At 67.0% G+C, this 13,776-nt stretch carries 7 protein-coding genes; all 7 read right to left on the bottom strand.

Annotation, left to right across the window (positions count from 1 at the left end; translation table 11 throughout):
* Positions 1 to 51: 51 nt before the first annotated feature.
* On the bottom strand, positions 52 to 1,515 hold the full coding sequence (locus VZ068_RS15315; RefSeq protein WP_349655774.1) for a glycoside hydrolase family 125 protein: 1,464 nt from the start codon (positions 1,513 to 1,515) through the stop codon (positions 52 to 54).
* 272 nt (positions 1,516 to 1,787) lie between these two features.
* Positions 1,788 to 3,212 carry a 6-phospho-beta-glucosidase gene (locus VZ068_RS15310; RefSeq protein ID WP_259161658.1) on the bottom strand — a complete coding sequence of 475 codons (1,425 nt, stop codon included), beginning with the start codon at positions 3,210 to 3,212 and terminating at the stop codon, positions 1,788 to 1,790.
* On the bottom strand, positions 3,209 to 4,150 hold the full coding sequence (locus VZ068_RS15305; protein ID WP_349655773.1) for a carbohydrate kinase family protein: 942 nt from the start codon (positions 4,148 to 4,150) through the stop codon (positions 3,209 to 3,211). Before VZ068_RS15305 ends, VZ068_RS15310 begins: the two co-directional genes overlap by 4 nt.
* A complete protein-coding gene (locus VZ068_RS15300; protein ID WP_349655772.1) occupies positions 4,129 to 5,496 on the bottom strand; it encodes an APC family permease in 1,368 nt (455 codons plus the stop codon). Before VZ068_RS15300 ends, VZ068_RS15305 begins: the two co-directional genes overlap by 22 nt.
* Positions 5,490 to 7,403, bottom strand: coding sequence for a beta-galactosidase (locus VZ068_RS15295; RefSeq protein ID WP_349655771.1), 1,914 nt, complete (start codon positions 7,401 to 7,403; stop codon positions 5,490 to 5,492). The genes VZ068_RS15300 and VZ068_RS15295 overlap by 7 nt, the downstream gene beginning before the upstream one ends.
* A gap of 81 nt (positions 7,404 to 7,484) precedes the next feature.
* Complete coding sequence (locus VZ068_RS15290) at positions 7,485 to 10,394, bottom strand: TonB-dependent receptor (RefSeq protein ID WP_349657724.1); 2,910 nt, start codon at positions 10,392 to 10,394, stop codon at positions 7,485 to 7,487.
* Positions 10,395 to 11,114: 720 nt separating this feature from the next.
* Positions 11,115 to 13,775, bottom strand: a complete 2,661-nt coding sequence (locus VZ068_RS15285) for a glycoside hydrolase family 3 C-terminal domain-containing protein (RefSeq protein WP_349655770.1) — start codon at positions 13,773 to 13,775, stop codon at positions 11,115 to 11,117.
* Position 13,776: the final 1 nt, after the last annotated feature.

The following is a 13,776-nucleotide window of genomic DNA, read 5'->3' as shown; positions in this document are numbered from 1 at the left end:
CAAGTGCTGTGTCGTTCCGCCGGGAAAGAGAGGATCCGGCGTTTCGGACAATCAGCTACTACGCAGCAGCTGGGGTTTGCGTTGGGACAGGTCGATGATCAGTTCGCCGAACAAGGTGTTGGCCCAGGCGAACCAGTCGCGGGTGAAGGTGCTCGGGGTGTCCTTGTCGAACGCCTCGTGCATGAAGCCGGTGCCGGCGTGGGTGGTCTTGAGCCACTGCAGGCATTGGCGCAGCTGCGCATCGTCGTCGCTGACCAACGCGTATTGCACGATGGACATCGGCCAGATGGTGCCCATGCCGCTATGCGGGCTGCCCACGCCTTCAGCCGCCTTGCCGCGCGAAAAATACGGGTTGCGTTCGCTCCAGGCGAGCTGGCGGGTGCGCAGGAACACCGGGTCGCGCCGGTCGCAGCAACCCAGGTAGGCCAGACTGAGCAGGCCGGGGGCGTTGGCATCGTCGATGAACAACTGGTTGCCGAAGCCGTCCACTTCGAAGGCCCAGTACGCCTGGCCGTCGCTGTCGCGCAGTTGGCCGAACTGGCGCGTGGCGGTGTCCACCTCATCGGCCAGGGCGGTGCACTCGGCGGCAAACGCGGCATCGCGATGCAGTGCGGTGCTCATCGTTGCCAATTGGCGTAGCGAGGTCACCGCAAACAGGTTGGCCGGCACGAACAGCGGAAACACGCAGGCGTCGTCGGAGGGACGGAACATCGAGTGGATCATGCCGTTGGGTCTGGTCGGCTGGCCGTAGCCCTCCAGTACCAGGGTTTCGGTGGCCAGCGGGGAAGGACGCTGGAACACGTACGGACCACGGTTGTCCTTGCGCTGCTGCTCGCGGAAGGTCTTGACCACCACGTGCATCGCCGCGCGCCAGTCGTCGTCGAACGGTGCGGCATCGCCGGTGGCGCGCCAGTATTCGTGCGCGATGCGGATCGGGTAGCACAGCGAATCCACCTCCCACTTGCGCTCGCCCACGCCGGGCTTCATCTCGGTGATGTCGTTGAGCGACCACTTCAGGCGCTGGGTCTGGCCGTCGGGCAGGAAGGCGTTGGCATACGGGTCCAGCCGGATGCACGCGGCCTGGCGCTGGATCAGGCCATGGAACATGCGTCGCAACGCGGGGTCGCGCCTGGCCAGCGGCACGTACGGATGCACCTGCGCGGAGGAGTCGCGCAGCCACATCGCATGGATGTCGCCGGTGATGACGAAGGTGTCCGGCTTGCCGTTGCGGGTGCCGGTTTCCACCGTGGTGTCCAGCGTGTTCGGGTAGCAGTTCTCGAACAGCCAAGCCAGCTCGGGGTCGGCGATCTGTGCCTTGATCCGCACGATCTGCTGCTCGACCGCCTTGCTGACGAAACGACGCTGCGCCTTGGGCGGGCGCTTGCTGACGAAGGCACCGGCGGCCGTGGAGGCGCCGGCAGCGGGCGCGGCCGCGAAGGCAGGCAGGGCACTGGCCAGCAGGCCGGCACCGGCGCTGGCGCCGAGCAGCTGAAGAATGTCGCGGCGGGTATGCATGACCTCAAGACTCCATGGGTTCAACCTGCGATCCGCACGATGGTCCTCCCCGCGCTGGCGGCTGCAAGACGGCAGCCTGGGCGATGAGACCTATGCATGACCAATTCCTGATGACCATACAACGTGTGCGTCGAAACTGCATAGTGCGCTCGCACAATTTCGGGGGACGGGCGCTGCCGGATGCTTGCCAGCGGAGGTGGCACGGCGGCTGCAGAAGCGGGCACTGCCGTTAGCGTGGTGCCGGCACGCCGACGGCCCGCGCGCCGGGTGCATCATCCAGCCGCATGCCCGCGCCAGTGCGCCGGCCCCGCGCAGTGGCCGTCGTCGTGCTCGTGCCCGAACAAGGCGTCCAGCAGGCGCTGCGACGGGCTCCACTCGCCGATCGCCGGGTGGATCAGCATTGCCTTGCAGGCATCGCGATGGCTGCCGCTGAGCGCGGCCTCGATCGCGGCGTGTTCGTAGGCCTTGAACGCGCGCACCAGGCCATGCACCGCGTCCGGCAGGGGCGCGGCAGGAATCGGCACGACGCGGTCGCGGTCGATGTCTGCGGCGATTTCCACCACATCGTCGTCGGCCAGCTCGGCCATCGCGCCGCGGTTGCGCACGTTGACCACATGCCGGCCCGGGCGCGCGCCGGTCAGCGCGCTCATCACGTCCACCGCGATGCGGTGATAGCCGGTGCTGGCGCGGAACGGGTCCGGCTGCGGCGCCATGTCGGGTGCGAAGGCCGAGCCGGCTTCGGCCTCCAGCTTCATGTACGAGCCGGAGCGCTGCGCCAGGTAGGCGGCATAGGTCTGCACCGCGCCGGCGGTGTCGCCGGCCTGCAGGCGGCTGCCCAGGTCGCCGATCAGGCTGCGGTTGAGCCGCTCGATCTCGCCACCGCGGCTGGCGCCGCTGGCGCGCTGGTTGTCCAGGGCGCGGCGCCGCTCGTAGAAGAAGTACAGGTACTCGGTGGGGATCAGCCGCAAGGCGCGCAGCATCTGGACATCGAACAGCGGCGCCAGATAGAGCTGACGTAGGATGGCGTCGTCGTCGAGGATGCGATCCATGATGTCCTGCCCGCGCAGGCGCACCGCACGGATCCAGCCCAGGTGGTTGAGGCCGACGTAATCGCATTCCACGTCGGATGCCGGCTCGCCGAGCGCGCGGGCGATGTTGTGGAACAGCTCCACCGGGGTGTCGCAGATGCCGACCACCCGCGCGCGGGTATGTGCGGTGATGGCCTGGGTGATCAGCCCGGCCGGATTGGTGAAGCTGACCAGCCACGCGTCCGGACTCAGCCGCTCGATCATGCGCGCCTGCTCGATCGCCACCGGCACCGTGCGCAATGCCTTGGCCACGCCGCCGGGGCCGGTGGTCTCCTGGCCGGAATAGCCATGGCCGATGATGGTCTGCTCGTCGGAGGCGCGCTGGGCGATACCGCCGACGCGGATGCTGTTGAGCACGAAATGCGCGCCTTCGATCGCCGCCTCCAGCGAGGGCGCCGCATGCACCTGCAGGCTGCCGCCGGCCTCGGCCACGATGGCGCGGCCCATCGCAACCATCAATGCCAGGCGCTCCTGGTCGGGGTCGTACAGCACGATCTCGCGTGCGCCCAGCGCTTCGGCCGCTTCGTTGACGCCGTACACCACCAACGGCGTGCGCACGCCGCCGCCGCCGATCAGGGTCAGCTTGCGATTGTCGACAGAACTGCTCATGGAATGTCCTCAGGGGGGGAGAAAAGGGGAGGCAGGGAAGCCAGGCCGTCCAGCGCACCCAGCGCGCTGCAGCACGCCGCACCGCATCGGCAGCCCTGCCGAGCGGCAGCGTCCAGCGACAGCCCGTGCAGGCGCGCGGCGATGAAGCCGGCATCGAAGGCATCGCCGGCGCCGGTGCTGTCACGCAGTTGCACCTGGGGCGCGGGAATCGAACGGCCGCCGGCGGTATCGACGACCATCGCGCCGGCAGCACCGTGTTTGACCACGACCTCGCGCAGGCCTTGCGCCTGCGCCCAGGCCACGCAGGCGTCGACGCTGTCGCCGCAGCCCATCAGCGCGGCTTCCTTCTGGTTGGGCAGGAACCAGGTGACCGCGCGACAGGTGGCGCGGTTGTCCGGGTCGGCGAGCCATTGCGGGCTGAAGCCGACATCCAGCGAAGTGCTGCAGCCGGCGCGCGCCAGCTGCGGCAGCAAGCTGCGCGCGACCGTGGCCGGCAGCGGCAGTGCGAAGTGCACATGCGTGGCCGCACACATTGCAGCGATGACGTCGTCGCGCAGCAGCAACCCACCCAGGTCGGCATTGGCGCCGGCATAGGTAAAGAACGAACGGTCGTCCTGCAGCGAGACGCTGGTGGTCACGCCGGTGCCGACGGGCGAGTCGATCAGCCCGTCGGCCGAAACGCCGAAGTCGCCCAGGCGGTGCGCGAACAGCGCACGGTCCTGCGCACCGATCGCGCCGATCACGCGCACGTTGCAGCCCAGCTGCGCCAGCGCGCAGGCGGTGATGAGGGTGCCGCCGCCGAGTTCGCGCCGGTAGTGCTGCGCGAGCGCTTCTTCGCCAGGCGCCGGCCAGCGTGCGAAGCCGCTGAAGATGTGGTCCAGGTAGACCTCGCCGACCACCGCGATCTGCGCAGCGCTCATTGCAGCTGGAACGGCCATGCGCGCTCCCTCCGTGCCTGCAGCAGATACACCGCGCTACCCACGCACAGCGCCAGCACCGCGGCGAGCACGCGTCGCCCCGGGCTGGTCGCCAGCAGATAGATCCAGCCGAACACGCTGACCAGCAGCGGCCACGGATACAGCGGCATCGCAAACGCTCGCCTGCGCCGCTTGCGACGCAGCAGCACCACCGCCAGGCATTGCGCCAGAAACTGGAACAGGATCTGGATGATCATCAAGGTGGCGATCAGATCGTCCAGCGACAGCAGGCAGGCCAGCGTGGAGGTCGCGCCGACGAACAGCAGCGACACGGTGGGGAAACCGCCGCGCGGATGCAGCCGCGCGAACACGCCAAAGAACTGCCCGGCCGCAGCGGCGGCGTACGGCACCCGCGAGTAGCCCAGCAGCACCACCAGCGCCGAGCCCCACGCGGCCAGCGCGATCAGCGCCACGGCCACCGTGGCGCCGGCCGGGCCGTAGATGGCCTGCATGAAGTCGGCCATCACCGCCTTGGAGTGCGCGGCCTGCTGCCACGGCAGCACCCCGAGCAGGGTGATGTTGAGGCCCAGGTACAGCAGCGCCACGATCGGGATCGAGAGCAGCACCGCGCGCGGAATCGTGCGCCGCGGCTTGCGGATTTCGCCGCCGAGCATGCACACGTTGTTGTAGCCGCCGTAGTCGTAGACCGCGATCAGCGCCACCGCACCGAAGCCCAGCCAGAACCCATGCGGCGAGGCGGGGCGCGCGTACAAGAATGCGTTGGCGATGCGGGCATCGAAATGCAGCACGCCACTGCCGATGATCCACATGCAGGCGCCCAGGACCACCGCGCTGACCAGCAACGACAGCAACTGCACCGAGCGCACCTTGCGGTACAGCAGCAAGGTGTTGAACGCGCACAGCGCCATCGCGATCGCCGTGAGCCGGCTCTGGCTCAGTCCCGGCATCAGGAAAGCCAGGTATTGCGCGCAGCCCACCGCTGCCGAGCCAACCGACAGTGGCGCGGTCAACAGTGTCTGCCACAGGTATAGAAAACCGAACAGCCGCCCCCAGCGTTCGCGCCCGTAGGCCTCGCGCAGGTAGTGATACGGCCCGCCGGAGCGCGGAATCGCCGCGCCCAGTTCGGCCCACACCAATCCATCGCACACGCACAGCAGCGCGCCGGCGACCCAGCCCAGCAACACCGCCGGCCCGGCCAGCGCCGACAACGCCAACGGGATGGTGATGAACGGGCCGATGCCGATCATGTTGAGCAGGTTCGCCGACAGCGCGCTCCAGACCCCGAGCGTGCGCGGTGGCGCAGCGACGAGCGTGGCCGGTGAAGGTGCGATGGGGGCGCTCAACATGCGCAGCGCTCTGCATGCGCGAGCGATACGTCGTTGCTGCGTTTGACCGAGGCGGTCAGCCCGTCGGCACAGTGGATGGCGGCGGGCTGAAGTTGATGCAGATCCAGCACCAGCACCGCGTTGCGGCCGGGCCGCAACCAGGCGCCCGGGCAATGCAGGCAGTGCTGCGGGCCGATTTCCCAGTAGCGCCCGAGCAGCCTGCCGTTGATCCACAGATAGCCCTTGCGCCACTGACGCATGTCCACGTAGATGTCGCCGACCGTGTCCAGGGTGATTTCGGTTGCGAAGAACAGGCCAGGCCGGGTGGGGAGACCTTGCAACGGCCGTAGCGTGGGCGGCGCATCGCCGTCCAGCGCCATGCCCTGCACCTGCCAGTCGCGCAGTTCCCTGCCATCGAGGTGCACCGGACCAAGCAGGCCTTTTGCATCGCCCAGCGCCGGGCCGAAGTTGATATGGCCGAAGCTGTCCACCAGCACCTCCAGCACGCGCTCGGTGGAGGTGACGTCCGGCAGGGTCAGCTGCGGATCGCTGTTGAGGCGTGCGTGCTGCATGCGCGAGACATGGCCGATCTCGCGACCGTCGAGTTGCACGCTCGCGTAGTCGTGCACTCGCCCCAGTTGCAGATGCGTACCGGCCGCGATGCGGCGCCGGTATACCACCAGACCCAGGTTCTGCCGGAGCAGGGTCTGGTTGTCGGTCGGGCGTGCGACCTGCAGCGGCCCGGTGCTCAGGTTGTCCCACAGCGCGGCGATCGGCTGCGCCATGACCGGCGCAAAACGCGCCCGCGGTGGCGGCGCCGGCAGCGCCGGCAGCGCGCTGCCGGTGTGCGTCGCGATGATGTTTCGCAGCGTCAGGTACGCAGGCGTGGCGCGCCCGCCTTCGTCGATCGGGGCGCTGTAGTCGTAGCTGGTCAGCGCGGGCTGGAACTGCGAACCATCGTCTTCGGCATTGGCACCGGCGCTCAATCCGAAATTGCTGCCGCCGTGCACCACATAGAGATTGAACGAGCCACCGGCGGCCATCAGTTGCTGCAGCATCGGCGCGTAGTCGCGCTGCGCGAAGGCCTCTTCGCCCCAATGCGTCAACCAGCCAGGATAGCCTTCGGCCACCCACACCGGCGCATTGCCTGCGATCTGGTTTGCTTCCTGCAGTTCAGCGAGATCGGCGCCATCCAGTCCCAGCGCAGCACCGGGAAGATAGGCCTTGCGTCGGCGCAGATCCTTCATGCCTTCGGCCAACGAGAACGGGCCATCGATGCCGTGCGTGCGCCACAGTGCAGCCAATGCCTGCAGGTAGCCCGCATCGGCGCCGTGCATGTTGTATTCGTTTTCGATCTGCAGCATCAGCACCGGGCCGCCGGCACTGGCCATCAGCTGTGCGATCCGCGGCGCCACCGCATCGATGTAGCGCTGCACCGCAGCCATGTAGCGCGCGTCGGTCCGGTCGCGCAGGCGCATGCCCGGCTCGCGCAGCAGGTACGGCGGCAGCCCGCCCAGCGTCCATTCCGCGCACACATAGGGACCGGGGCGCAGGTACACCCACATGCCTTCCTGCTGGCACAGCCGGATGAAGGCGACGAAGTCGCGCTCGCCGGTATCCAGGTCGAACTGCCCCGGTTCGCGTTCCAGCGCATTCCACATCAGATACAACGCGATGGTATTCAGGCCCATCGCCTTGGCCATGCGGATGCGGTGCAGCCAATCGGCGCGCGCGATGCGCAGCGGATGCATTTCGCCGCTACGCAGCTGCCAGGGCTGCCCGTCCAGGGTGAAGTGCCCCTGCGCGAATCCGAATGCATGCGCCTGCCCATCCGGTTGCGGTGCGTGCAGCGACGGCTGCGGCTGCGGCGATGCCGCCAGCCCGAACGGGGCGAGCAGGCCGAACGTGCACAAGGTCCTGCGCTTCATGGTGTCTCCAGCCAGGGGAAGGAACCAGCCGCGTTGCAACGCGCCGCGCGCTGGTGGTGCGCGGCGCTGCATGCCGGTGCGCTAGAAGGCGTACTTAACCGTCAGCAAGGCGGTGCTGCCGGCATCGACGATGTCGGAGATCGCCAGGTTGTTGCGGCCCACATGCGCCCAGTAGCTGTATTCCTTGGTCAGGTTGGAGATCGACAGGTCCATGCTCACGCCGTTGTCGAAGCGGTAGCCGGTGTGCAGATCCACGCGGCGGGTCGGGCGTGCCCACAGGTCGTTCCAGGGCGCGCCTTCATGCAGGAAGTCGTAGCCCAGCAGGTAAGAACTGCTGAAGTGGTAGCTCAGGTTCAACGAGAACCCGTTGTGCTCGTAGAACAACTCCAGGTTGGCCATCGCCGACGGCGCCGACTGCATGTGCTCGTTGTCGAAGCCATCCAGCCCCAGGTCTGCACGCGCATGCTGGCGGGTGGCGTTGGCACTGACGCCCAGGCCGTCGAAGGGCGCGGGCAGATCCTGGAACTTCTGCCGCGCGCTGAGTTCCACACCGTAGATCTTGCCGTCGCCGCCATTGGTGGGCATGTGGTACAGCACCGTGCCGCTGCCGGTGGTGCTGCCATTGGCCTGGGCCGAGCCGGCATCGTAGATGTAGTTGCGCAACTGCTTGTAGAAGCCCGCCAGCGAGAAGAAGCCGCCGCGCTCGGTGGACCACTCGCCGGACAGATCCAGGTTGGTCGATTCGATCGGCTTCAGGTCGGGGTTGCCTTGGGTGATCGTGGTGACGCCGTTGGAGATGCCGATCTGGCTGCCGCCGCCCAACTGCACGAATGCCGGGCGGGTGTAGCTGGTCCACAGCGAGGCGCGGTAGGCAGTGCGCAGGTCCGGCCGCCAGGTCAGGAGTACGCTGGGCAGCGGCTCGTTGTAGGTGGTGCTGTTATGGGCGAAGTTGCCGACCACCTGGTTGCCGTCCGCATCCACCGGGGTCACCCAGAACGTGTTGTCGATGGCGGTGTGCTCCAGGCGCACGCCTGGCACGATATCCAGGTTGCCGATGGTGAAGGTGGCGCTGGCATAGGCCGCGCTCACCGCCTCGGTGCCGCGCATGGTGTTGCAGTTGAAGTTGTTGACGTAGAACGCGCTGCCGCAGGTATCCAGATCGTCGTCGGTGAGGTGTTGCGCAATCACGCCGGCCACTGCCGCTTCGCTCACGCGCGGCGTGTTCCAGTCGTATTTGCCGGGAAAGATCGAGGCATAGGTGCCGGTGAAGATGCCCAGATCGCCGAGCGTGGTGGTGCCATCCACGCCGCCGGTATACCAGTCGCGATTGCTGAAGCTGCGACGGCTCCTGCTGTACTTCACCCCGAACTGCAGCGAGCGCAGCGCGCCATCGGCAAAGTCGTAGCGGGTATCGAAACGCGCGCCGCCTTTCTTCTGGCCGGAATAGATCTTGGTCAGCTCGCCATAGCTGCTGGCATACAACGCCGGGATGTTGTTGACCTGCGCCTGCAGTGCAGGTGTGAGTTGCGGATACGGGAATGCACCGCCGCCGTAGCGCACCAAGGTGTTGCCGGAATAGGCGTAGTTGTCCTGGGTGAACTTGTCCTCTCGCCCGTCGATTTCGACATGGTCGGGGCGGTCGTTGTCGCCGAAGCTGTAGAACACGTTGGGCATGAAGGTCCAGCCGCCCACAATCTTTTTTGCACCGATCTGAAAGGTGGCCAGGTCGGCGACCTCCGGATTGGTTTCGTACCAGAACCGCGCCGCGATGCGGCCGATATTCGGTGTGAAAACGCCGGCTGTGCCGGTCGTTACATAGCTCACATCCTGCGGCAGCAGCTGCACGAAGGTGGTGCCTTGATCGGTCTTGGCATAGGCGTAGGTCATGCGCGCATACAGCGACAGGCTGTCGTCCACATGCCAGTCGAACGAGGCATTGCCGCCGTAGCGACGCTCCCAGCCGGCAGCGATGCCGACGTTCATGCCGGTGCTGGTGAGGTTGTGTTGCGGATCCAAACCTGCCGCGTTTCCGCCTTCGGCATCGGTATTCAGATATTCCCACGACCCATCGTTGAGCGCGCTGGTGGCCGCGGCCACCTCGCTATTGGTGGTGGTGCGGTAGTCGTAGTAGGCGCTGGCATACACGCCGAACTGTTGTGCCTCACCGAACTTGTGCTGGAATTCGCCGCCGAATCCACCGCCCAGGCCATCGCCGCCGTAATCACGCGCACGGCTTTCCGCCCGTCCGCTGCCGGTGACGCTGCCGCTGGTGATGTCCTTGAAGTCGTAGGCGGTGGGTGTGCGGAAATCCAGCGTGCCGCCGATCGCATCCCCGTCCATGTCGGCGGTGGAGGTCTTGTTGGCGACGATGGTCTGCAGGCCGGTGGGCGGCAACAGGCTCAGTTGCACGCTGCGGCTGTACGGCATGCCTTGTGCCACGGTGACGCCGTCGATCATGTTGACGTTGTATTCGGACGGCAGCCCACGCACCGAGGCGAACATGCCTTCGCCGCGCGCTGCACCGTCGATGCCGCCGAAGTAGCCCGAGCCGGTGCTGGTGATGTTGATGCCGGCGATCAGGCCCAACGCTTCGGCCACGTTGTGCACGGCGGTGCGCTGCAGGTCGTTGGCCGACAGCACATCGACGGTGTTGGCCGCATTGATCTTGAGATCGCTGGCATCGTAGCGGTTGCGCACCACGCTGACCGCCTTGAGTTGCTTGACCTCGTCCAGTGCGACGTCCACCGCGGCAGTGCCGCTGCCATCCACCTGGACGCGGGTGTCTGCGGCGCTGAAGCCCGGGTAGTCCAGCGCCAGTGCGTACTGCCCGGCCGGCACGTCGCGGATGACGAAGTGCCCGTGCGCATCGGCCACCGCGCTGTATGCGGTGCCTGCGATGCGCACCTTTGCGTTGGCGGCCGGCTTGCCGCTGCCGCGCTCCTTGAGGGTTCCCTCCACCGTGCCGGCCACGGCGCAGGCCGCCGAGGTCATGCCGGTCACGGCCAGGATCGCCACGATCAATCGCTTGCGGGTCAAACGCTCATGCTTGTGCACATGCCACCTCGCCAGATGCTGGGCAACGTTGCCGAGGGCAACGCCTTCCGATGCCTTGCTCTAGGGCAGACGGTCTGCACGGCGGTGTGCGCGCACGGCAACGCATGGCACGCAACGGAAGCGTGTGCGAAAGACCGAACGGGGTTGGCGCCGGAGCGTCTGCCAGCTGTTACAGCGGTGCAGGCGTCAGTGGCGCGGCGGCGAGTAGCCGGCGATGCACTTCGAGCGCGAGCGCATGGCGCTCAGTTTGTAGTGCTTGGTCATGACGGCTGCACCAGCGTGACAGCAGCGCAGCAGGCATGCGTGCGATGCACTGCACGATCGGCAACACCCAGGCGCTGGTCGATACGACGATGCTGCATTCAACCATCTCCCGGTGCAGGTACCGCGTGGAAACGTTGTTGCCGTCAAGGTGAGTCGGTCGTCTCGCCGATGGCGCGTGGTGCCGACCTCGGTCAGTGATAGACCCCGTTTGAATGTCTGTCAAGCAGGTGTGAAGTATGTGCGGACATCATCGTGGTGCTTGCAGATAGATCACCAATTGGCCATTGCGCAGAAGCAATCCCGGCGTTCTGCGATGCGCTGCAACACGTGCATTGAGCAACAGGCGCCGGCCACGACAGCCGACGCCTGTTGTGCAGCAGGTGTGCGAACGATTTACTTCGGCAACGGCGAACGTCCCGAAATCGAAAACGCTGCCGCTGCACCAACCGCTCCGGTTCCCGGCTGACCACCGCCGACAAACAGCGTGTAGTCGCCCGCTTCCACCGCGCGCTGTCCGGTACGGTCCACATCGCTCAGGGCGCGCGCATCCAGGGTGAAGTTTAGCGTGCGCTGTTCGCCCGGTTTCAGATGCACACGCTGGAAGCCGACCAGGCTGCGCAAGGGGGATTGCGGCCGGTCCGGGTACTGCAGATACACCTGCGCCACTTCATCACCGGCGCGGCTGCCGGTGTTGCGCACCGTGGTGGTCACCTGCAGCGTGCTGCCGGCTTGCAGCGTGGTGGTGGACAGGCGCGGTGCGTCGTAGGCGAAGCTGGTGTAGCTCAGCCCATAGCCGAACGGGAACAGCGGTTCGCCCTTGAAGTAGCGATAGGTACGGCCCTTCATGTCGTAGCTGACATACGGGGGCAGGTCCTTGGTGGAGCGGTAGAACGTGACCGGCAGACGCCCGCCGGGGTTGTCCTCGCCCGCCAGTGCGCGCGCGATCGCGGTGCCGCCGGACTGGCCCGGATACCACGCCGCCACGATGGCGTCGGCGTTGGCCTTGGCCCAGTTCAACGCCACCGCGCTGCCGCTCATCAACACCACCACCAGCGGCTTGCCGGAGGCCTTGGCGCGTTCCAGCAGGGCTTGTTGCGGGGCGGGCAGGGCGATGTCGTTGCGGTCGCCGCCATCGAAGCCGGGCACGTCGATGCGCAGTTCCTCGCCTTCCACATCCGGCGACAGGCCGACGAAGGCCACCACCGCATCGGACTGCGCCACTGCCTGTTCGGCTTCGGCCAGTTGTGCGGCGGCCGGGGCCAGCCATTCCAGGCGCAGGCCCTGGTCCTGGCCGCGATGTTCCATTTCCAGGCGGATCTTGCGCGGGCGGGTGTCGTCGAAATGCAGCACGGTTTCCACACTGCGGCCATCGGCGTTGTGCATGCCGGCCGGCACGTGCTTGTCTTCGGCATTGCCGGCAACCACCAGCTTGTCGTCGATATACAGCCGCACCGGGTCATGCCCGGTGCAGTCGAAGCAGCGCGCCACGCGCACCGCCAACGTGTAATCGCCCGCGCCTGGCGGCAGCAGTTCGCCGCTCCAGCGCACTGCGTAGCGATCGGCCGGTACGCCCTTGGCCGGGCTGACCTGATCCCAGTTGAAGCTGACGGTGCGGTCCTGGCGTACCACCGCCGGGCTGCCGGTCATGTCGACATTGTCGAAATATTCGCCACGCAATCCCGGCTTGCCGTCGCTGCGCAGGGCGGTTTCCGGAATCATGCCCGGCACGCCGGCGGCCAGCGGCGCGCCTTGCGCGTAGCGCACCTGCTGCGCACCGAAGTGCTGGCGCAGGCCGAGCAGCGGGGTGATCGGTGCGGAGGAGGTGCCCTGATAGTTGGCTTCCAGTGCGGCCAGGGCATCGGCATTGGGGCCGATCACCGCCAGCTTGATGCCGGCTTTCAACGGCAGGGTATCGGCGTTGTTCTTCAGCAGCACGATCGATTCGGCAGCGGCCTGCAACGCGAGTGCGCGGTTGGCGTTGTTGTCGATGTCCTTGGCGCCCAGGCGCGCATACGGGTCCTTGCGCGGTGCTGCGAGTTCGCCCAACCGATAGCGCGCGGCAAACAGGCGTACCAGCGATTGGTCGAGCAAGGCTTCGTCCACTTCGCCGCGTTCGATCGCTGTGCCGAGGTCGCGATAGGCATGCCCGCAATTGAGATCGTGACCGGCCTTGAGTGCGGCGGCCGACGAGCCGGCATTGTCCGGGCGGAAGTAGTGGAACTGGGTCATGTCGTCCACCGCATCGCAGTCGGACACCACAAAGCCCTTGAAGCCCCAGTCGCCACGTACGCGGCCATTGAGCAACCAGTCGGCCGCGCAGGCCGGTGTGCCATGCAGCGAGTTGTACGCGCACATCACCGACCAGGCCTGTCCCTCGACCAGCGCCGAGCGGAAGGCCGGCGTATAGGTCGCTTCCACATCGCGTGGCGACACATCCACATCGAAACCGTGCCGGCCCGGTTCCGGGCCGCTGTGCACGGCGATGTGCTTGGGCGTGGCGATAGTGCGCGGGTGATCGAGATCGTCGCCCTGCAGGCCGCGAATGAAGCCCACTGCCAATTGCCCGGTGAGGAAGGGATCCTCGCCGTAGGTTTCCATGCCACGGCCCCAGCGCGGATCGCGGAAGATGTTGATGTTGGGTGACCAGATGGTCAGGCCCGCGTAGCGTTTGTGGTCCTTGCCGGGGGCGCCGGCCAGATTGAACTTGGCGCGCGCCTCGGTGGAGACCACCGTGCCCACCTGCTGCATCAGCGCCGTATTCCAGCTGGCGGCCAGGCCGATCGCCTGCGGAAACACCGTGGCGTAGCCATTGCGTGCGATGCCGTGCAGGCCTTCGCTCCACCATTCGTAGGCGGGGATGCCCAGGCGCGGAATCGCCGGCGCATCGTTCATCGCCTGGGCGACCTTTTCCTCGCGGCTCATCTGCGCCACCAACGCGGCGGCGCGCTGTTCGGGTGTGCCGCTGCGGTCGGCAGGTGCGGCGAGGGCGATACAGGGCAGGCCAAGGCTCAGGCTCAGAGCCAGGGCAAGACGCGTGACAAACACGGATGACATC

The sequence above is a fragment of the Xanthomonas sp. 10-10 genome (assembly GCF_040182365.1).
In the GTDB taxonomy this organism is placed as follows: domain Bacteria; phylum Pseudomonadota; class Gammaproteobacteria; order Xanthomonadales; family Xanthomonadaceae; genus Xanthomonas; species Xanthomonas arboricola_F.
This window is presented reverse-complemented; position numbering and strand designations above follow the sequence as displayed.